The sequence below is a fragment of the Streptomyces genisteinicus genome (assembly GCF_014489615.1).
Classification (GTDB): domain Bacteria; phylum Actinomycetota; class Actinomycetes; order Streptomycetales; family Streptomycetaceae; genus Streptomyces; species Streptomyces genisteinicus.
Window position 1 is genome coordinate 3,548,886 of record NZ_CP060825.1, and the last position, 19,647, is coordinate 3,568,532.

Genomic DNA, 19,647 nt, shown 5'->3' on the forward strand with positions numbered 1-19,647 from the left:
GCCCGGCACCCCGGAAGCCCTCCGGCCGACGCCCCGCCCCGCCCCGGGCCGCGGCACCGGCGGTTCACTGCAGGGGCGCCTCCCACCAGACGGTCGTGCCCGCGCCCGACGGGCCGACGCCGGGGCCGGTCCCGCTCGCACCGCCGAGGGACTCGGCCCTGCGGGCCAGGTTGCGCAGGCCGCTGCGCCTGCCGCCCTCCGGGAGGCCGACGCCGTCGTCTCCGACGCTCATGCGGACGCCCGCCGTCCCGTCGGGAAGCTCCACCGTGGCGTCCACGACGACCTCGATGCGCGACGCCTCCGCGTGCCGGAAGGCGTTCGAGAGGGCTTCGCGGAGCGCGGCGATCAGGTTCTTGCCGGTCAGCTCCCCGACCGCCGGCTCGACCGGGCCGACGAACCGGTGGGTGGGCCGGAAGCCGAGCGGCACCGCCGCCATGGTGATCTCGCGCAGGACACGGGAGCAGAGCCCGGACTGCTCCTCCGCCGGCCCCTGCCGGAGCGCGAAGACGGCACTGCGGATCTCCTGGATGGTGACGTCCAGTTCGCCGACGGCCCGGCCGACGCCCTCCCGCACCGCGGACGCCCGGGTGCCGCGCTGCGCGCTCTCCAGCAGCATGCCCGCGGTGAACAGCCGCTGGATGACCAGGTCGTGCAGATCGCGGGCGATGCGGTCGCGGTCCTCCAGGACGGCCAGCCGCTCCCGGTCCCGCTGGGTCTCGGACATCATCAGCGCCAGAGCGGCCTGCGAGGCGAACTGCACGGCGAGCGCGCGCTCCGCGGCCGTGAAGCGGGGTGCACCCACGGCCCTGGGCACGGCGAGCGCGCCGAGCACCCGGCCGCCGCTGCGCAGCGGCAGCAGCAGGGCCGGTCCGTACGGGGCCCCCAGCCGGGTGACCGCCCTGGGGTCGGTCGCGGCGTCGGTCATGACCACCGGCTCGCCGGTGAGCAGCGTGGCCACCACTTCACTGCTCGCCGGGACGACCGCGCCCAGGGCGGGTGCCGGGCCGTCCGCGGAGACCGCCGCGACCTCCAGGCCCCCGTCGTCGGACGGCAGCAGCACCATGCCCGCCGCCGCGTCGGCCAGCCGCCGGGCCTGCTCGGCGACGACGGTCAGCGCCTCGTCCGCGTCCCCGCCGGAGAGCAGCGCGGTGGTGACGGCCACGGCTCCGTCGATCCAGCGCTCCCGCCGCCGTGCCGCCCGGTAGAGCCGGGCGTTGCCGATGGCGATGCCCGCCTCGGCGGCGAGGACCTTCACCAGCTGCAGGTCGTCGTCGTCGAACTCCGCCCCACCGGCCTTCTCCGTCAGATACAGGTTTCCGTAGACCTCGTCCTGCACCGGGACCGGGACGCCGAGGAAGGTCCGCATCGGCGGGTGGCCCTCGGGGAATCCGGCCGCTCGGGGGTCCGTCGTCAGATCGGCGAGCCGCAGGGCGGCGGGATCGCGGATCAGGGCGCCGAGGAGTCCGCTCCGGCCGTCCGGCCTGCGGCCGATCGCCTCGCCGACGCCTTCGTCGACCCCGTGGGTCACGAAGTCCGCCAGGCCGTCGCCTTCGGCGTTCACGACGCCGAGGGCCGCGTAGCGGGCGCCGGTGAGCTCGGCGGCGGTGCGGCAGATGCGGGCGAGCGTGGTGTGGAGTTCCAGGCCGGTGCCGACGCAGCGCATCGCCTCCAGCAGCCGCGGCACCCGGGAGCCCGGTGTGCGGGGTCCGCCCGGCACGGCGGTCGGCGGCCCGTCCGCCGCGGGCTCGTCCGTGACGGACGAGCCCGTCACGGACTCGGTGGCCGGGGGCCGGGCACCGGGCGGCTCGTCCGGCGGAGGCGATGTCATGCCGGGGAGCCTAATAAGGGGCGTTTCACACGGAAAGCCCGAAACGCTCCGCCTCGCTCTCCCGCTCGCGCTCCAGCATCCTGCGCAGCGGACCGTCGACGAGCGCGAGGTCCGCGTACGTTCCGCGCTGGACGACCCGTCCGCCGTCGAGCACGACCACCTCGTCGACGCCGTCGAGGCCCTTGAGGCGGTGGGTGATCAGCACGGTCGCCCGGCCGGCGCCGGTACGGCTGCGGGTGGCCGCCAGCAGGTCGGCCGTGAGGGCGTCGGCGGTGGCGAGGTCGAGGTGCTCCGCCGGCTCGTCCAGGACGAGGACCGGGAAGTCGGCGAGCAGGGACCTGGCGAGGGCGAGACGCTGCCGCTGGCCGCCGGACAGCCGGGCGCCCAGCTCGCCGACGAGCGTGTCGAGGCCGTCGGGGAGCGCGTCGGCCCACTCCAGCAGGCGGGCCCCGGCCAGTGCCTGCCTCAGCTGCTCGTCCGTCGCGTCCGGCCGGGCGATCCGCAGGTTCTCCCGGACGGAGCTGTCGAAGATGTGCGCGTCCTGGGCGCACAGCCCCACGAACCGCCGTACGGCGTCGCCTTCGAGACGCCCGGCGTCGACCCCGCCGAGCGTGTACGTGCCCCGGTCCGCGTCCAGGAACCGCAGCAGCACCTGTGCCAGCGTGGTCTTCCCGGATCCGGAGACGCCGACGACGGCGATCCTGCTGCCCGGCTCGAGCGTGAGGTCGACGCCGTTCAGCGCCGCGTGCCCCCGGCCCTCGTACGCGGCCCCCACACCGCTCAGGACCACGGGGAAGGCGGTCGCGGGCGGCTCGGCCGGGGTGCGGGGCTCGTGCACCGGTTCGGCGGCGTCGAGCACCTCGTGGACCCGCTCGGCGCTGCGTTCCACCCGCTTGCGGTACTGCACGGCGAGGGGCAGTCCGGCCACCGTCTCGAACGCGGCGAGCGGGGTCAGCACGAGCACCGCGAGCGTGACCCCGCCGAGCCGTCCGTCGTGCACGGCCTGGACGCCGACGGCGGCGGTCGCGGCGACGGTGAGCCCGCAGACCAGCGCGGACAGCCCGCCGCCGAGCGCGGTCACCGCCGCGCCGCGCGCGCCGATCCGGGTCAGCCGGGCGTCCGCCTCGCGGGCCTCGGCCAGCCGGGTCCGCAGCGCGCCCGCGACGGTCAGCTCCGCGACGCCCCGCAGCAGGTCGGCGACGACCGTGGACAGGACACCCCGGGCGGGGGCGAGCCGGCGTTCGGTCCGGCGGGCGATCCGTCCGCCGAGCAGCGGCACGCCGACGCCCGCGACCAGCAGTCCGGCCGCGAGCACGGCCCCCGCCTCCGGCAGCAGCACGGCGGTGAAGGTCACCGCGCCCGCGCCGACCACGGCGGCCGCGCCGGCCGGCAGCAGCCACCGCAGCCAGTAGTCCTGGAGCGCGTCCACGTCGGCGACGAGCCGGGACAGCAGGTCGCCCCGGCGCCGGGGGGCGAGCCCCGCGGGCGAGATCCGCTCCAGCCGCCGGAAGACGGCGACGCGCATCTCGGCGAGCATGCGCAGCACCGCGTCGTGCGAGACCAGGCGCTCGGCGTAGCGGAAGACGGACCGGCCGATGCCGAAGGCCCGGGTCGCCGTCACCGCGACCATCAGGTACATCACGGGCGGCTGTTCGGAAGCGCGCGAGATGAGCCATCCCGACACGGCCATCAGTCCGACGGCCGATCCGAGCGCGAGAGCGCCGAGCAGCAGCGCGAGGGACAGTCGGCCGCGCAGCCCGTCCGCAGCGTCCCGCACCCGCGCGAGGGGCGACCGCGGGGCGCGCCGGCCGGTCTCCGCAGGGGTGCCGGGGAGCTCGCCGGCCCCGGCCGTCCCCGCCCGTGCGGCGCCGGCCCCGCGGTCCGGCAGCCCGGCCGGTGCCGGTGCGGTGTCCTCCGCCGCCGGACCCGCCGGCGCCCACTGCCCGCTCCGGCCGGGGTGCTCGCCCTGCACGCCCTGGTCGCCCTGGTCTTGGCCGCCCCGGTCGGACTCCTCGGGCCGCACGCCCTGCCCGGGCACCAGGGTCACGATCCGGTCCGCGAGGGAGAGCAGCGCGGGCCGGTGCACGACGAGCAGGACCGTGCGGCCCCGCGCCAGGCGGCCGACCGCCTCGACGATCCCCGCCTCCGTCTCCCCGTCGAGCGCGGCGGTCGGCTCGTCGAGCAGCAGCACCGGCCGGTCGGCGAGGAACGCCCTCGCCAGGGCGATGCGCTGCCGCTGGCCGGCCGAGAGACCGGCTCCGTCCTCGCCGAGCAGCGTTCCGGCGCCCTGGGGGAGCGCCGCCACGACGCTGTCGGCGCCGGCCCGGCGCAGGGCGTCGAGCACCTCGGCGTCGTCCGCGCCGGGACGGGCGAGGCGTACGTTGTCGGCGACCGTACCGGCGAACAGGACGGGTCGCTGCGGGACCCAGGCGATCTGCTGCCGCCAGAGCTCGGGATCGATGTCGGCGAGATCCTGCCCCCCGATCCGCACCCGTCCTCCGGTGGGCTCGACGAATCCGAGCAGAACCTCCAGCAGGGTCGACTTGCCGGTCCCGCTCTCGCCGGTCAGCGCCACCGTCTCGCCGGGCTCCACCACGAGCGACGCCCGGTGGGGCGTCGCCTCGGCCCGGCCCGGGTGCCGCACACTCACGCCGTCGAACTCCACCCGGAGACCGGCCGGCACGGCGGCCGTTCCGGCGGGGCGCGGTGCGGTGCCCAGCACCTCGAAGATCTCCTCGGCCGCCGACAGACCCTCGGCCGCCGCGTGGTACTGAGCGCCCACCTGACGCAGGGGCAGATACGCCTCGGGGGCGAGGATCAGGACCACCAGGCCGGTATAGAGGTCGAGTTCGCCGTGCACCAGCCGCATGCCGATGGTCACGGCCACCAGCGCCACCGACAGCGTCGACAGCAGCTCCAGTGCGAAGGAGGACAGGAAGGCGATGCGCAGGGTGCGCATGGTGGCCTGCCGGTACTGGGCGGTGATGGTGCGGATGGAGTCCGCCTGCGCCCTGGCGCGTCCGAAGACCTTGAGGGTGGGCAGCCCGGCCACCACGTCGAGGAAGTGTCCGGAGAGCCGGGAGAGCAACCGCCACTGCCGGTCCATCCGGTTCTGGGTCGCCCAGCCGATGAGCACCATGAAGAGCGGGATCAGCGGCAGGGTCCCGACGATGATCGCGGCGGAGACCCAGTCGTCGGTGACGATCCGCGCGAGGACCGCCAGCGGGACGACGACGGCGAGGCCCAGTTGGGGCAGGTAGCGCGCGAAGTAGTCGTCGAGCGCGTCGATGCCCCGGGTCGCCAGCGCCACCAGCGATCCGGTGCGCCGGCCGCTGAGCCAGCCGGGCCCCAGCTCGGCCGCCCGCTCCAGCAGCCGGCCGCGCAGCTCGGACTTGACCGCGGCGCCCGCCCGGTGCGCCGCCAGCTCGGTGAGCCAGGAGACCAGGGCGCGGCCCACGGCCACCACGGCCAGCAGGACCAGCGGGGTGGTCAGCCCCGACGCGGACAGGCCCTGCTGGAACCCGCCGACGACCACCTCGGCGATGAGCATCGCCTGGGCCACGACGAGCGCCGCGCCGAACAGGCCCAGCACCACCAGGGACACCAGGAAGAAGCGGGTGGCCCTGGCGTACCGCAGCAGCCGCGGGTCGATCGGTTTCACGTGAAACATCCCCTCGCTGAGACGCGCGCTAGTGGGAGTCGGCCAGGTGCTGGGTGCCGATCCGCTTGCGGAACACCCAGTAGGTCCAGCCCTGGTAGAGGAGCACCAGCGGGGTCGCGATGACCGCGAGCCAGGTCATGATCTTCAGCGTGTAGGGGCTCGACGAGGCGTTGGTGACCGTCAGGCTCCACTCCTCGTTCAGGGTGGACGGCATGACGTCGGGGAAGAGCGCGAGGAAGAGCATCGCGACCGCGGCCGCGATCGTGACCCCGGACAGGGCGAACGACCAGCCCTCCCGGCCCGCCCTGATCGCCCCGATCGCGCCGAGCAGCGCCGCCACCGTGACCGCCAGTGCCACCAGGCTCGGGCCGTCTCCCCGCAGCACCTGGGTCCAGAGCAGGAAGCACGCCGCCGGTACCGCGGTCGCGAGCCCGAGCCGGAACGCGAGCCGGCGGGCCCGCACCCGTATGTCCCCGACCGTCTTCAGCGCGGCGAACACGGCGCCGTGGAAGGTGAAGAGCGCGAGCGTCACCACTCCGCCGAGGAGCGCGTAGGGGTTGAGCAGGTCGGACAGTCCGCCGACGAACTCCTTGTCGCCGTCGATCGCCACACCCCGCACGATGTTGCCGAAGGCGACACCCCAGAGCACGGCCGGCAGCAGCGAGGTCCAGAAGATCGCGTGCTCCCAGTTGGTCTGCCACCGCTCCTCGTCCCGCTTGTGCCGGTACTCGAAGGCGACCCCGCGCACGATGAGGCAGATCAGGATCAGCAGCAGCGGCAGATAGAAGCCGGAGAAGAGCGTGGCGTACCAGTCGGGGAAGGCGGCGAACGTGGCGCCGCCCGCGGTCAGCAGCCACACCTCGTTGCCGTCCCAGACCGGGCCGATCGTGTTGATCAGCACCCGGCGCTCGGCACGGTCGCGCGCGAGCAGCTTCGTCAGGACCCCGATGCCGAAGTCGAAGCCCTCCAGGAAGAAGTAGCCGGTCCACAGGACGGCGATGAGTACGAACCAGACGTTGTGGAGTTCCATTGCCCCATCAGCTCCTCAGCGCTCTCAGTGCTCTCGGCGGGCTCAGTACGAGAAGGCCATCGGCCGGTCGGGGTCGCGGTCGTCGCCACCGATCCGGGTGGGCGGGTTGAGGTCGGCCTCGGTGAGTTCGGGCGGGCCGGCCTTCACGTACTTCACCAGCAGCTTGACCTCGATCACCGCGAGCACGGCGTAGAGCAGGGTGAAGGCGATCATCGAGGTGAGCACCTCGCCCTGCGAGACACCGGGGGAGACCGCGTCGCTGGTGCGCAGCACTCCGTAGACGACCCAGGGCTGACGGCCCATCTCGGTGAAGATCCAGCCCCAGGAGCTGGCGATCAGCGGGAAGGTCATGGTCCACAGGGCGATCAGCCAGTACCAGCGGGCCAGGCGCGGAGCGAGGGCCTTCTTCCGGAAGAGGACCAGATGCGGCACCTCGTCCTCGCCGGTCCGCAGCGCGGGCGGCAGCAGGAACCTCTTGCGGGTCAGCCAGAGGCCGAGCATCCCGATGCTGAGGGAGGCCATGCCGAAGCCGATCATCCACCGGAAGCCCCAGTAGGCGACCGGGATGTTGGGCCGGTAGTCCCCCGGGCCGAACTTCTCCTGCTCGGCCTTGTTGATGTCGTTGATCCCGGGGACGTACGAGCTGAAGTCGTCGTTGGCCAGGAAGGACAGCAGTCCGGGGATCTCGATGGCCACCTTGTTGTGGCCGGCGTCGACATCCCCGTAGGCGAAGATCGAGAACGGCGCGGGGGCCTCGCCCTCCCAGAGGGCCTCGGCCGCGGCCATCTTCATGGGCTGCTGCTTGAACATCACCTTGCCGAGCAGGTCGCCGCTGACAGCGGTCAGCAGTCCGGCGACGGTGACGGTCACCAGTCCCAGCCGGAGCGAGGTGCGCATCACCGGGATGTGCTTCTTCCGGGCGAGGTGGTACGCGGCGATGCCGACCATGAACGCGCCGCCGACCAGGAAGGCCGCGGTGATGGTGTGGAAGAACTGGGTGAGCGCGGTGTTCTGGGTGAGGACCAGCCAGAAGTCCGTCAGCTCGGCGCGGCCGCGCTCCTCGTCGATCCGGTAGCCGACGGGGTGCTGCATCCAGGAGTTGGCCGCGAGGATGAAGTAGGCCGACAGGATCGTGCCGATCGAGACCATCCATATGCAGGCGAGGTGGATCTTCTTCGGCAGCTTGTCCCAGCCGAAGATCCACAGGCCGATGAAGGTGGACTCGAAGAAGAACGCGATGAGCGCCTCGAAGGCGAGCGGGGCGCCGAAGACGTCGCCGACGAAGCGTGAGTAGTCCGACCAGTTCATGCCGAACTGGAACTCCTGCACGATGCCCGTCACCACGCCCATGGCGATGTTGATCAGGAACAGCTTCCCCCAGAACTTGGTCGCCCGGAGGTACTTCTCCTTGCCGGTCCGTACCCAGGCCGTCTGCAGGCCGGCGGTGAGCGCGGCGAGCGAGATCGTGAGCGGCACGAAGAGGAAGTGGTAGACGGTGGTGATGCCGAACTGCCATCGCGCCAGGGTCTCCGGCGCCAGTGCGAGGCTCGAATCCACGTCGTCTCTCCTTACGTACGTCGGCGTGGTGACCGAGGTCCGCGCGCCCCGCATATCCCCGCAGTACGGGAGAAGCCAGGCGAGCTTGTGAACGCGTTCACATTCACAAGCATTATGGCGCACAGATATTCGGCTCGATTCGCCGGGGGGTCGTTTCGGCCACCGGACATGGCGGACCCCCGTGAACAGGGCGTTCACGGGGGTCCGGTGATCCTGGCCGGCCGCCGGGACCCGGGCGGGCCCGGACCGGCGCCGGCGTCAGCCCGTCAGGGTCTTGCGGAAGGCCTCCGCGGTGTGCAGAAAGACATCATTGGCCTCGCCCTCACCGATGGTCACGCGCACGCCCTCCCCCGCGAACGGCCGCACCACGACGCCCGCGCTCTCGCAGGCCGCGGCGAAGTCGAGGGTCTGCTCGCCGAGACGCAGCCACACGAAGTTCGCCTGGGTCTCCGGCACCGTCCAGCCCTGGGCGACCAGCCCTTCGTACACCCGGGTCCGCTCGCACACCAGCGAGCCGACCCGGCCCAGGAGCTCGTCCTCGGCCCGCAGGGAGGCGACCGCCGCGTCCTGGGCGAGCTGCGAGACGCCGAACGGCACCGCGGTCTTGCGCAGCGCGGCGGCCACCGGCTCGTGGGCCACCGCGAAACCGACCCTCAGCCCGGCGAGGCCGTACGCCTTGGAGAACGTCCGCAGCACCGCCACGTTCGGCCGGTCCCGGTAGATCTCCAGACCGTCCGGCACCTCCGCGTCGCGGATGAACTCCCGGTACGCCTCGTCCAGGACCACCAGCACGTCGGAGGGCACCCGGTCGAGGAACCGCTCCAGCTCGGCGCGGCGCACGACGGTCCCGGTCGGGTTGTTGGGGTTGCAGACGAAGATCAGCCTGGTGCGCTCGGTGATCGCCGCCGCCATCGCGTCCAGGTCGTGCACCTCGCCCGCGGTGAGCGGCACCTGGACCGAGGTCGCCCCGCTGATCTGCGTGATGATCGGGTACGCCTCGAAGGAGCGCCAGGCGTACATCACCTCGTCGCCCGGCCCCGAGGTCGACTGGATCAGCGACTGGGCCACCCCCACCGAGCCGGTCCCGGTCGCCAGGTGCGTCGCGGGGACGCCGAACCGCTCGGAGAGCTCGTTCATCAGGCCGCTGCACGCCATGTCGGGGTAGCGATTGAAGTTCCGGGCCGCGGCGATCGCGGTCTCCATGACCCCCGGGAGCGGCGGGTAGGGGTTCTCGTTGGAGGACAGCTTGAAGGCGACCGGCCCGTCGGCCGCCGCCGGCTTGCCCGGCTTGTACGTGGGGATGCCGTCCAGCTCGGCGCGGAGCTTGGGACTCGTCTCGCTCACCGCAGGTCCTCCTCAGACCGTCATGCCACTCGGTACCGCGGTGCGCGTCGGTACGGGACACCGGGCCTCCGCACACCAATACTGCTCACCTTATGAGGATTCGCCTCCGCTGCGAATGGCCCGCGGAAAGGAAGGGGGGAGCACGCCGCCCTGGCGCGCGCCCCTGGCTCACTCCGTGGCGCGCATCACCCGTAGTGGTGAGTTGAGACCTCTTCGCAACATGGACCCCTCGCCAGGCCCACGCGCACCGATAGCGGCAACTCCTCACCCACCAGCCCCAACTTCCTTGCTATAAAAGGCGCTTGAGGCTAAATGATCATGCAGAAACGTGCCTGTCAACGTGTGCATATGCGACCGGCCAGACCCACCGCCCGCGCCCTACTATCGGCACGCCATGACAGCAGCAGGGAAGCACCAGGTGAGCCGGACGGAAACATCCCGCCGGGGCAGCCGGCAGGGGCGGGCGGGCATCCGGGACGTCGCCGCCGCCGCCGGCGTCTCGATCACGACCGTCTCCGACGCGCTCAACGGGAAGGGCAGACTCCCGGACGCCACCCGCCGGCACGTCAGGGAGGTCGCCGACCGGCTGGGCTACCGCCCCTCCGCCGCGGCCCGCACCCTCCGTACGGGCAAGTCCGGGTTAATCGGCCTCACCGTGACGACATACGGGGATGAACCTTTCACCTTCACGGAGTTCGCCTACTTCGCGGAGATGGCCAGAGCCGCCACGTCGGCGGCGCTCGCCCGCGGCTACGCGCTGGTCATCCTGCCCGCCACCTCACGCCACGACGTCTGGTCGAACGTCGCCCTCGACGGCACCGTCGTCATCGACCCCTCCGACCACGACCCCGTCGTCACCGAACTGGTCCGCCAGGGACTGCCGGTCGTCTCCGACGGCCGCCCGGCCGGCACCCTGCCCGTCACGGCCTGGGTCGACAACGACCACGAAGCCGCCGTGCTCGACCTGCTCGACCACCTCGCCGCGGCCGGCGCCCGCCGGATCGGCCTGCTCACCGGCACCACCACGGACACCTACACCCGGCTCTCGACCACCGCCTACCTCAACTGGTGCGAGCGCGTGGGCCAGGACCCGGTCTACGAGTCGTACCCCGCCCACGACCCGTGCGCGGGCGCTGTCGCCGCGGACCGGCTGCTGGCCCGGCCCGACCGGCCCGACGCCGTCTACGGTCTCTTCGACCCCAACGGGACCGACCTGCTGGCCGCTGCCCGCCGCTACGGGCTGCGCGTCCCGGACGACCTGCTGCTGGTCTGCTGCAGCGAGTCCACCGTCTACGCGACCACCGAACCGCCGATCACCACGCTCTCCCTCAAGCCGCGCCGCATCGGCACGGCCGTGGTCCAGCTGCTGATCGACGCCATCGAGGGAATCGACGAGGACCGGCCGGTCGAGCAGGTGATACCGACCGAACTGATCGTCAGAACGTCCTCCCAGCGCCGCCCGCCGCGCACCACCGTGAGCGCCCCGCGGTCACCCGCGAAGGACTAGACCTTCCCAATAGGGACGAAACGACCGGCGAACCGGGGGTGCGGCAGGATTCATCACCCCTGGTGCGTCACACACCGCCGGGCTCATTCCTATGATGGGCGAACGACACCGCGGACCACCCCGACCAGGCTGGGCCGAGAGGTGAACGGCGGCGCGACGGTGTGGAGGGGTCGATGACTCAGGGGGCCGGTCAGGGACCCGTGGTGCGGACGGCGACACTGCGCGATTTCCGCGTGCCGCCCTACGCCCAGGTGCCGGTGCAGTCGCAGTCCGCGGACCCGGGACACCCGGGCAACGCGTTCCCGGAGGGCGAGCCGCCGGAGGGCTACACGCCCACCGCACGCGACCTGCCGGTGATCAGCCGCGGCGGCCCCGGTGACACCGTCCAGGTGCGGGTCGACCCCGAGCCGCAGTCCCCGCCCGCCGGCCGCGGCCCGCTGTACGTCGTCGGCGACGTCCACGGCTACCTCGAGGAACTCGTCGCGGCCCTCGCCGAGCAGGGCATCATCGACGCCGACCTGCGCTGGGCGGCCGGCAACGCCCGCCTCTGGTTCCTCGGCGACTTCACCGACCGCGGCCCCGACGGCATCGGCGTGATCGACCTCGTGATGCGGCTCTCCGCCGAGGCGGCCGCAGCGGGCGGCTACTGCAAGGCCCTCATGGGCAACCACGAGCTGCTGCTGCTCGGCGCCAAGCGGTTCGGCGACACCCCGGTCAACTCCGGGGCCGGCACCGCCACCTTCCAGGCGGCCTGGCTCCTCAACGGTGGCCAGAAGTACGACATGGACCGGCTCCAGGAGGTCCACCTCCAGTGGATGGCCAGGCTCGACGCCGTCGTGGAGGAGGACGGCCATCTGCTGCTGCACTCCGACACCACCGCGTACCTCGACTACGGCGCCACGATCGAGGACGTCAACGACGCCGTGCACCAGGTCCTCACCCTCAACGACGCCGACCAGTGCTGGGACCTGTTCCGCAAGTTCACCAAGCGCTTCGCCTTCCGCGACGAGGGCGGCGCGGAAGCGGTCCGCGAACTGCTCGGGGCCTACGGCGGCCGGCGCGTGGTGCACGGCCACAGCCCGATCCCGTACCTGCTCGGCGAGGTCGGCACCGAGGACGGCGAGGACGGCGAACGCACCCTGGTCGACGGCCCGCACGTGTACGCGGACGGGCTCGCCATCGCCATGGACGGCGGAGTGACCATGGCCGGAAAGCTTCTCGTGCAACAACTCCCCCTCCAGGACTGAGCCGGTCCGCGACAGGCGATTTCCCCGAACCCTCTGTCACGCCGCGCCGTCGCCGCTCTACCATCGGCTTATCCGTAGCAGGCTCTCCTCCGTTCACGCCCCCATCGCCCGGTACCGACGGGCGATCCGCGGCCTACGGAGCATCGGGGGATGCACATGAACAGCGCTCCGCACCTGCTGACCGAGGACCGCGCAGAGTACGAGCGGGTCCTCGACGAAGCACTGCGCCACGACCGGGAACGCCGTGATCCGGCCGCCACGACGGCACGGCTGAGTACCGAACAGCTGCGCACCATGGCACTCAACGCGACGGCGCTCATCGTCGCGTCGGCCGCCGCCGAGTACGAGCACTACGTGAAGGTCCGCGCCGAGGTGCGCGCCGCGGCGGGCGGCGCGGGCCACACGACGGGCGGGCTCGCCCCCGCCGTCGGGGCCGCGGAGAGCGGCGCGGGTGTCGCCGCCGTGGTCGCCGTGCTCGCGCCGCTGCTCGCCGGCACCGCCGCGGCGATCTTCCTGATCACCGGCTATCTGCTGAAGATGCTCAGCCCGCCGCCGGCCTTCGCCGACACCCTGCTCTCCGCCGGATGGCTCTTCGGCGCGCTCACCGCCGCCGCCGTCCTCGCCGCCGCCGTCGCGCTGCTGCTCACCGCCCTGCGCAACGACGCCAGCCATGTCGCGGACGGCAGACCGTACGACGAGCCGCCCCCCGAGGTCAGGGACGCCAAGGAGGCGTGGTGCGAGGCGCTGCTGGACCGCGGCATCCTTCCCTTCCTGCGGGCCGCGCTGGCCGAACGCCCCGGAGCCCAGCCGCCCTCGGACACCGGACGGCCCGTGAGCCGCATCCCCAAGATCGGGTACAGCGGCCCCGACTTCTCCAGCCCCGCCGAGGGCCGCACCTCGGGCCGGCGCCCCCGGTACACCAGCCCGGACTTCTCCAGCCCGGACTTCGGGGGCCCCGAACACCGGCCGGACTGAACCGGCGGCCGTGCCGTCCGGCGGTCCCGGAACCGTCGGACCACCCGCGCCCCCGGCCCGTGGGCCGGCACACCGGCCGGCCCGGTCCCGCGACCCCCCGTCGGCCCCGGGACCGGACGGCGGTGCCGCCCCGCGGCACACGGCCGCGGGACGGGCGCCGGCCGGATCAGTCGGCCAGCGGCAGGTAGACCCGGTTGCCCGCGGCGGCGAACTCCGCGGACTTCTCCGCCATCCCGGCCTCGATCTCCTCCTGGCTGCCGCCGTGCTCCCGGCGGATGTCCTGGGAGATCTTCATCGAGCAGAACTTCGGCCCGCACATCGAGCAGAAGTGCGCGGTCTTCGCGGGCTCCGCGGGCAGCGTCTGGTCGTGGAACTCCCGTGCCGTGTCCGGGTCGAGCGCCAGGTTGAACTGGTCCTCCCAGCGGAACTCGAACCGGGCGTCGGACAGCGCGTCGTCCCACTCCTGGGCGCCGGGGTGCCCCTTGGCGAGGTCCGCGGCGTGCGCGGCGATCTTGTACGTGATCACACCGGTCTTCACGTCGTCGCGGTCCGGCAGGCCGAGGTGCTCCTTGGGCGTCACGTAGCAGAGCATGGCCGTGCCCCACCAGGCGATCATCGCGGCGCCGATGCCGGACGTGATGTGGTCGTACGCCGGGGCGACGTCCGTGGTCAGCGGGCCGAGCGTGTAGAACGGCGCCTCCTCGCAGATCTCCTGCTGGAGGTCGATGTTCTCCTTGATCTTGTGCATCGGGACGTGGCCCGGTCCCTCGATCATCGTCTGCACGCCGTGCCGCTTGGCGATCGTGTTGAGCTCGCCGAGCGTGCGGAGCTCGGCGAACTGGGCCTCGTCGTTGGCGTCCGCGATCGACCCGGGCCGCAGCCCGTCGCCGAGGGAGTAGGTCACGTCGTACGCGGCGAGGATCTCGCAGAGCTCCTCGAAGTTCTCGTAGAGGAACGACTCCCTGTGGTGCGCGAGGCACCACGCCGCCATGATCGACCCGCCGCGCGAGACGATGCCCGTCTTGCGGCGCGCGGTCAGCGGCACGTACCGCAGCAGCACTCCGGCGTGGACGGTCATGTAGTCCACGCCCTGCTCGGCCTGCTCGATCACCGTGTCCTTGTAGATGTCCCAGCTCAGCTCCTCCGCCTTGCCGTCGACCTTCTCCAGCGCCTGGTAGAGCGGCACCGTGCCGATGGGGACGGGGGAGTTGCGCAGCACCCACTCGCGGGTGGTGTGGATGTTGCGGCCGGTGGAGAGGTCCATGACCGTGTCGGCGCCCCAGCGGGTCGCCCACGTCATCTTCTCCACCTCCTCCTCGATCGAGGAGGTGACGGCGGAGTTGCCGATGTTGGCGTTGACCTTCACCAGGAACCGCTTGCCGATGATCATCGGCTCGATCTCCGGGTGGTTGACGTTGGCGGGCAGCACGGCCCGTCCCGCGGCGATCTCCTCGCGCACCACCTCGGGCGCGACGTTCTCGCGGAGGGCGACGAACTCCATCTCCGGGGTGATCTCGCCCCGCCGGGCGTAGGCGAGCTGGGTCACGGCCTGTCCTGCGCGGCCGCGGCGCGGCTGGCGCGGACGGCCCGGGAAGACGGCGTCGAGATTGCGCAGCCCGCCGCGCGGGGACGTGTGCTTGATCCCGTCGTCCTCGGGGCGGACGGGCCGCCCCGCGTACTCCTCGGTGTCGCCGCGGGCGGTGATCCAGTTCTCCCGGAGCGGCGCCAGACCCCGGCGGACATCGGTCTGTTCGGCCGGGTCGGTGTACGGGCCGGACGTGTCGTACAGCGTCACGTCCCTGCCGTTGGTGAGGTGCACCTTGCGGACGGGCACCCGGATGTCGGGGCGGGAGCCCTCGACGTATCCCTTGTGCCAGCCGATGGACTTCCCGGCCTCGTCGTTCTGACTGGAGGCAGGCGTGCGTGCGTCCGATACGGTCATGAGACCTACTCCCTACGCCGGCATTACCCGGTAACAGGTTCGGCGGTCGGCGCAGCCCTCCCGTACGACGTACGGCGATCAGCGCCCTCTCAGCCCGGTGCTCCGAGCTCCCGCGTGTGCAAAGTGCCTCCACGCTAGCGTCCGCTCTGGCGCGCTGAACAGAGGGCCCCCCGCGTTCTTGCGATGATCTGTCGGTGACCTCATCGCCGCAGAACCCCGAACCGCACGGCCACGACCACGGCCATGTGCACAGTCACGGGCCCGCAGCGCCCGTCTCCCAGCACCTGCGCAAGGTCATCGCCGCGGTGCTGATCCCCTTCGCCACGGCCGTCGTCGTCGGCCTCGCGGTGCTCTGGCCGGGCGGGACACCCGGCCACGAGCGCTCGGGCGTCGGCTTCGACCGCCAGACCGAACAGGGCAGGGTGGTGAGCGTCGAACGGGTCGACTGCAAGGACGTCAACGCCGCGCAGGTGCCGCCCACCGGGGACACCTCGACCCCCGAGGGACGCGAGGCGGTCGAGTCGCAGCGCGGCGACTGCGGCAGGGCGACGGTCGAGGTGGTCACCGGGAAGGACAAGGGCCGGACCTTCGTCGAGATCGTCCAGCCGGACGCGCCGCGGCAGTTGAAGCAGGGGCAGGGCGTGGTCGTCGCCTACGCCCCGGACGCGCCCGAGGACCTGCAGTACTCGGTCACGGACGTCGACCGGGACTTCCCGATCGCACTGCTGGCGGGCATCTTCGCACTGGTCGTGGTCGTCGTGGGACGGATGCGCGGCGTGATGGCGCTGATCGCGCTCGCCGCGTCCTTCGCCGTGCTGACACTCTTCATCCTGCCCGCGATCCTCCAGGGGTCGAACCCGCTGGTGGTGGCGATCGTGGGGGCCAGCGCGATCATGCTGATCGCGCTGTACCTGTGCCACGGGGTCAACGCCCGCACGTCGGTCGCGGTGCTGGGCACACTGATCTCGCTGCTGCTGATCGGGCTGCTCGGTTCGCTCTTCATCGGCTGGGCGAGCCTGAGCGGCAACACCGACGACAACACCGGTCTGATCAAGGGGCTCTACCCGGAGATCGACATGAGCGGCCTGCTGCTGGCGGGTGTGATCATCGGATCGCTCGGCGTCCTCGACGACGTCACCGTCACCCAGACCTCCGCGGTCTGGGAGCTGCACCGGGCGGACCCGGGGATGGGCCCCCGCGCGCTCTACCGCTCCGCCATCCGCATCGGCCGCGACCACATCGCTTCCGTGGTCAACACCCTCGTCCTGGCCTACGCGGGCGCCGCGCTCCCGCTGCTGCTGCTCTTCTCGATCGCCCAGTCGAGCGTGGGGACGGTGGCCACCAGCGAGCTGGTGGCCGAGGAGATCGTGCGGACGCTCATCGGCTCGATCGGTCTGGTCGCGTCGGTGCCCGTCACCACGGCGCTCGCCGCCCTGGTGGTCTCCGCCGACCGGCCGCAGGACCGGCCCGGCGACACGTCGGCGGCCGCCCCCGCACGGGGCGGCCGGGGGCGTCGCCGCAAGCGGTAGGCGGCCGGGGCGGGGGCACGCGGTTCCTGGGCGGTTCCCGGGCTCCGGGGCCCCGGGCCGGGCTCGCAGGCTGCGTCGCGGACGCCAGGCGTCTCCCAAGGGGCTCGGACGCCTCAGGGTCCTCGGGCGTCTCAGGCGCTCTCGGACGTCACCGGGGCGCTCGGACGTCACCGGGGCGCTCGGACGTCACCGGGGCGCTCGGACGCCTCGGGCTCAGCCGGCGTTCTCCTCGGCGAGGATCCGGCCGAGCGCCTCCTCCAGGCTGAGCTCGAAGTCGCCGAGCGCGAGTTCCTGACCGAGCGGCACCAGCTTGTCGGTGCGGTCGAGGAAGGCGACGAGCGGCGGGGCGCCCACCCGGAACAGCGCCGACTCACCGCCGACCCGGAGCCGGATGTGGACGTCGGAGAGCGTCTCGGGCCGGGTCGGCGCGATGTGCACGTCGCCGTCCCCGCTCGGCGCGTTGATCCCGTCGAGCAGCAGTTCCCGGCCGAACGCCCAGGTCACCGGAGCGTCGCCGGGCAGGTGGAACGTCATCCGCACCGCGTACGGATCGGATGTCTCGTAGCCCAGCTCCACCGGGATCCGGAAGGAGAGCTCGTCGGAGACGAGAAAGCTCATCAGGACCTCGGCCTGAACCGACTCGCGCATCACATACCTCGCAGTAGATGAAGCAATGAATGACCGTGCTGGCGAAGCAAGAAGTTGGCCAAGAACGATCCCCGTTGGGCGTGAAGGCCCTCTTGACGCCATCGTGCTGCAAGCGCTAGCAGATCACAAGGAGTGATTTTTCAGATACTGATAGAGAAGGCAAGTGACCCCAGCAGGCCACCGATCCCCTCGCGTAACTGCTCAACTGCCGGACGCAGCTTGGCTTCTTGATGGAGGGGAAGCGAAATGGCCATCGTCGCGGCGATGTCACCCACAGTGATCGGGATGGCCGCGCAGACGGTGCCGAGTGCGTACTCCTGGCGCTCGACGACCGGTTGCATCCGGTCCACGGAGGCGAGCCGCTGCAGCAGCGCCGCCCGGTCGCGGACCGAGTACGGGGTGACCGGCTGCACGGGATGCCGGTCCAGATGGTCCCTGCGCGCCGCCTCGTCGAGCTGGCTGAGCAGGCACTGGCCGATCGCGTGGGCGTGCCCGGTCTCCCGGAAGTCGGCCCATTCGTGCACGGCCGGGGAGGACGGCGTGTCCGAGACCGCCACCAGTTCGATCTCGCCCTCGCGGTAGACGGCGAAGTACACGGGCACGCCGATGGCGTCCCGCCAGTGGGTCAGGGAGTCCGCCAGCGTGCTGCGACGATTCTGCAGGTCACCGCTGCCGGCCAGCCGGTCGACGGCCGCGCCGAGGGTGAAGACGCCCTTGTCGCGCCGGAGATACTCCTCGTGCGTCAGGGTGCGCAGCAGGTGGTAGGCGGTGGGCAGCGGAATCCCCGTCTCCCTCGCGAGCTGCTTCGCCGGGGCGCCGTCGCGGTGCGAGCCCGCGGCCTCCAGCAGTCGCAACGCACGCTGCACCGAGCCGATCAGGGTGGGGACAGCGGCATTCGTGGCCCCGGCCAAAGGTCACCCCCCAGGCATGGTGACGGGCAGCGGCCCGCCCGCGGGAACCGCCCCCGCGCGGCCGCGACCTCCGGCTCTCCCTGCGGGCGGTCCCGGCCGGGCGGCCGGTCCGACCGCCTGAGCGGTCGCACAACGGCGAAATCGCCGGTCGGATCCGTCATATGGGGAGAGGTGCCGAAAGGTGCGGCAGAGAGCTGCCACTCTAATGGCACGCCTCTGCCGCGACAGGCATAACCGGGAGCGTTCCCCCGGGCGGGCTAACGCGTCCGCCCGCCGCGCTCACCACTCCTTGCCCGCCTCGCTCACCACTCCTTGCCCGAGCCGCCCGACGAGCCCATGAACTTCCGTACGACGAAGACCAGTCCGCCGACCAGGGCGACGAAGAGCAGCACCTTGAAGAGCACCCAGAGCACGAACCCGAGAATGCTGGTGATCAGTCCGCCGAACACGGCGAGGGCGATGACGGGCACCGCGATCCACTTCACCCACCAGGGCATCCCCGCGAATATCTCCCGCACGGCCATCGTCCCACCTCTTTCTCCGAGTGCGTGCTGTCGATGCTAGGCGCAGCGGCACCGCGTGCGGGGGCCCGCGGTCCCTTGGACTCCCCGGAACGGACCCTTAGGGGAACGGACGGGTCCGGGTCATCCCTCGGGGGGCGAGAAGACCACCATGACCCGCAGGTCCTCGCTGATGTGGTGGAACTTGTGCGCCACCCCGGCGGGCACGTAGACCACGCTGCCGCGCCCCACCTGGGTCGTCTCCATCCCGACGGTGATCGACGCCCGGCCGCTCACGACGAAGTAGACCTCGTCCTGGTTGTGGGGGAGCTGGGGGTCCACCTGGCCGGCGTCGAGCGCGTACAGCCCGACCGACATGTTCCGCTCGCGCAGGAACTGCAGGTACGCGCCGTCATTGGCGGCGCGCTCCGCCTCCAGCTCGTCCAGTCGGAATGCCTTCATCGCCGTCCGCCCCTGCCGTTGATCCGATCATGTCTGCCACGATCAGACACATGATGAATTTCGTAGTCAAGACGCTCGCGAACGCGGGGGCCCTGCTGGTCGCCATCTGGCTGCTCCCGGACATGACGCTCACCGGTGGCAGCACCGGGAAGAAGGCGCTCAGCCTGGTGCTGGTCGCGCTGATCTTCGGTCTGGTCAACGTCGTCGTGAAGCCCGTGGTGAAGCTGCTCACGCTGCCTCTGTTCATCCTCACGCTCGGGCTGATCACCCTGGTGGTCAACGCCCTGATGCTGATGCTCACCTCCTGGCTCGCCGACCAGTTCTCCCTCAACTTCCATGTCGAGGGCTTCGGCACCGCCGTCCTCGGCGGACTGATCATCTCCGTGGTCTCCTGGGCCCTGAACGTGGCCCTCCCGGACCGGGACTGAGACCACCGGGCGGACACGTGTTCGCAGGTGGCACCGGCGCTGGCGCAGAATGGTGGCGGCGCCGGGCGAGGTCGTCCC

At 71.9% G+C, this 19,647-nt stretch carries 15 protein-coding genes; 5 read left to right on the forward strand and 10 right to left on the reverse strand.

Features of this window, described 5'->3' with window-relative positions:
• Positions 1 to 64: 64 nt before the first annotated feature.
• From IAG43_RS15475 to hisC, 5 genes are all read right to left on the reverse strand, one after another.
• Positions 65 to 1,828, reverse strand: coding sequence for a sensor histidine kinase (locus IAG43_RS15475; RefSeq protein ID WP_187741306.1), 1,764 nt, complete (start codon positions 1,826 to 1,828; stop codon positions 65 to 67).
• A 25-nt stretch (positions 1,829 to 1,853) separates the two neighbouring features.
• Positions 1,854 to 5,489: a thiol reductant ABC exporter subunit CydD gene (cydD, locus tag IAG43_RS15480; RefSeq protein ID WP_187741307.1), complete on the reverse strand. Its 3,636-nt coding sequence runs from the start codon at positions 5,487 to 5,489 to the stop codon at positions 1,854 to 1,856.
• A 28-nt stretch (positions 5,490 to 5,517) separates the two neighbouring features.
• Entirely contained in the window at positions 5,518 to 6,519 is a 1,002-nt protein-coding gene (gene cydB / locus IAG43_RS15485; protein ID WP_187741308.1) for a cytochrome d ubiquinol oxidase subunit II, read from the reverse strand.
• 42 nt (positions 6,520 to 6,561) lie between these two features.
• Complete coding sequence (locus IAG43_RS15490) at positions 6,562 to 8,076, reverse strand: cytochrome ubiquinol oxidase subunit I (RefSeq protein ID WP_187741309.1); 1,515 nt, start codon at positions 8,074 to 8,076, stop codon at positions 6,562 to 6,564.
• A gap of 258 nt (positions 8,077 to 8,334) precedes the next feature.
• Positions 8,335 to 9,420 carry a histidinol-phosphate transaminase gene (gene hisC, locus IAG43_RS15495; RefSeq protein ID WP_187741310.1) on the reverse strand — a complete coding sequence of 362 codons (1,086 nt, stop codon included), beginning with the start codon at positions 9,418 to 9,420 and terminating at the stop codon, positions 8,335 to 8,337.
• Between the two features lie 394 nt (positions 9,421 to 9,814).
• On the opposite strand from hisC, the gene IAG43_RS15500 reads away from it, so the two are divergent.
• From IAG43_RS15500 to IAG43_RS15510, 3 genes are all read left to right on the forward strand, one after another.
• Entirely contained in the window at positions 9,815 to 10,927 is a 1,113-nt protein-coding gene (locus IAG43_RS15500) for a LacI family DNA-binding transcriptional regulator (RefSeq protein ID WP_187741311.1), read from the forward strand.
• A 173-nt stretch (positions 10,928 to 11,100) separates the two neighbouring features.
• Positions 11,101 to 12,174, forward strand: a complete 1,074-nt coding sequence (locus IAG43_RS15505; protein ID WP_187741312.1) for a metallophosphoesterase — start codon at positions 11,101 to 11,103, stop codon at positions 12,172 to 12,174.
• 150 nt (positions 12,175 to 12,324) lie between these two features.
• Positions 12,325 to 13,149, forward strand: coding sequence for a hypothetical protein (locus IAG43_RS15510; protein ID WP_187741313.1), 825 nt, complete (start codon positions 12,325 to 12,327; stop codon positions 13,147 to 13,149).
• 166 nt (positions 13,150 to 13,315) lie between these two features.
• Here the strand turns inward: IAG43_RS15510 and thiC are convergent, their stop codons facing one another.
• Positions 13,316 to 15,091, reverse strand: coding sequence for a phosphomethylpyrimidine synthase ThiC (thiC, locus tag IAG43_RS15515; RefSeq protein ID WP_187741314.1), 1,776 nt, complete (start codon positions 15,089 to 15,091; stop codon positions 13,316 to 13,318).
• A 194-nt stretch (positions 15,092 to 15,285) separates the two neighbouring features.
• Between thiC and IAG43_RS15520 the strand changes: the two genes are divergently transcribed.
• On the forward strand, positions 15,286 to 16,620 hold the full coding sequence (locus IAG43_RS15520) for a YibE/F family protein (protein ID WP_187741315.1): 1,335 nt from the start codon (positions 15,286 to 15,288) through the stop codon (positions 16,618 to 16,620).
• Between the two features lie 213 nt (positions 16,621 to 16,833).
• Here IAG43_RS15520 and IAG43_RS15525 read toward each other — a convergent pair whose 3' ends face one another.
• From IAG43_RS15525 to IAG43_RS15540, 4 genes are all read right to left on the reverse strand, one after another.
• Positions 16,834 to 17,268 carry an SsgA family sporulation/cell division regulator gene (locus tag IAG43_RS15525; RefSeq protein WP_187741316.1) on the reverse strand — a complete coding sequence of 145 codons (435 nt, stop codon included), beginning with the start codon at positions 17,266 to 17,268 and terminating at the stop codon, positions 16,834 to 16,836.
• A 140-nt stretch (positions 17,269 to 17,408) separates the two neighbouring features.
• Positions 17,409 to 18,179: an IclR family transcriptional regulator gene (locus IAG43_RS15530; protein ID WP_187741317.1), complete on the reverse strand. Its 771-nt coding sequence runs from the start codon at positions 18,177 to 18,179 to the stop codon at positions 17,409 to 17,411.
• 302 nt (positions 18,180 to 18,481) lie between these two features.
• Complete coding sequence (locus IAG43_RS15535) at positions 18,482 to 18,703, reverse strand: DUF5326 family protein (protein ID WP_187741318.1); 222 nt, start codon at positions 18,701 to 18,703, stop codon at positions 18,482 to 18,484.
• Between the two features lie 120 nt (positions 18,704 to 18,823).
• Entirely contained in the window at positions 18,824 to 19,141 is a 318-nt protein-coding gene (locus IAG43_RS15540; RefSeq protein WP_187741319.1) for a cupin domain-containing protein, read from the reverse strand.
• 50 nt (positions 19,142 to 19,191) lie between these two features.
• Between IAG43_RS15540 and IAG43_RS15545 the strand changes: the two genes are divergently transcribed.
• On the forward strand, positions 19,192 to 19,569 hold the full coding sequence (locus IAG43_RS15545; protein ID WP_187741320.1) for a phage holin family protein: 378 nt from the start codon (positions 19,192 to 19,194) through the stop codon (positions 19,567 to 19,569).
• Positions 19,570 to 19,647 lie beyond the last annotated feature (78 nt).

Bases quoted from the DNA above. Each gene is read 5' to 3' on its own strand.
- IAG43_RS15505 (WP_187741312.1), top strand. From the start codon at position 11,101: ATGACTCAGGGGGCCGGTCAGGGACCCGTGGTGCGGACGGCGACACTG.
- IAG43_RS15545 (WP_187741320.1), top strand. From the start codon at position 19,192: ATGATGAATTTCGTAGTCAAGACGCTCGCGAACGCGGGGGCCCTGCTG.
- IAG43_RS15475 (WP_187741306.1), bottom strand. From the start codon at position 1,828: ATGACATCGCCTCCGCCGGACGAGCCGCCCGGTGCCCGGCCCCCGGCC.
- IAG43_RS15510 (WP_187741313.1), top strand. From the start codon at position 12,325: ATGCACATGAACAGCGCTCCGCACCTGCTGACCGAGGACCGCGCAGAG.
- cydB (WP_187741308.1), bottom strand. From the start codon at position 6,519: ATGGAACTCCACAACGTCTGGTTCGTACTCATCGCCGTCCTGTGGACC.
- IAG43_RS15525 (WP_187741316.1), bottom strand. From the start codon at position 17,268: ATGCGCGAGTCGGTTCAGGCCGAGGTCCTGATGAGCTTTCTCGTCTCC.
- thiC (WP_187741314.1), bottom strand. From the start codon at position 15,091: ATGACCGTATCGGACGCACGCACGCCTGCCTCCAGTCAGAACGACGAG.
- IAG43_RS15540 (WP_187741319.1), bottom strand. From the start codon at position 19,141: ATGAAGGCATTCCGACTGGACGAGCTGGAGGCGGAGCGCGCCGCCAAT.
- IAG43_RS15535 (WP_187741318.1), bottom strand. From the start codon at position 18,703: ATGGCCGTGCGGGAGATATTCGCGGGGATGCCCTGGTGGGTGAAGTGG.
- IAG43_RS15500 (WP_187741311.1), top strand. From the start codon at position 9,815: ATGACAGCAGCAGGGAAGCACCAGGTGAGCCGGACGGAAACATCCCGC.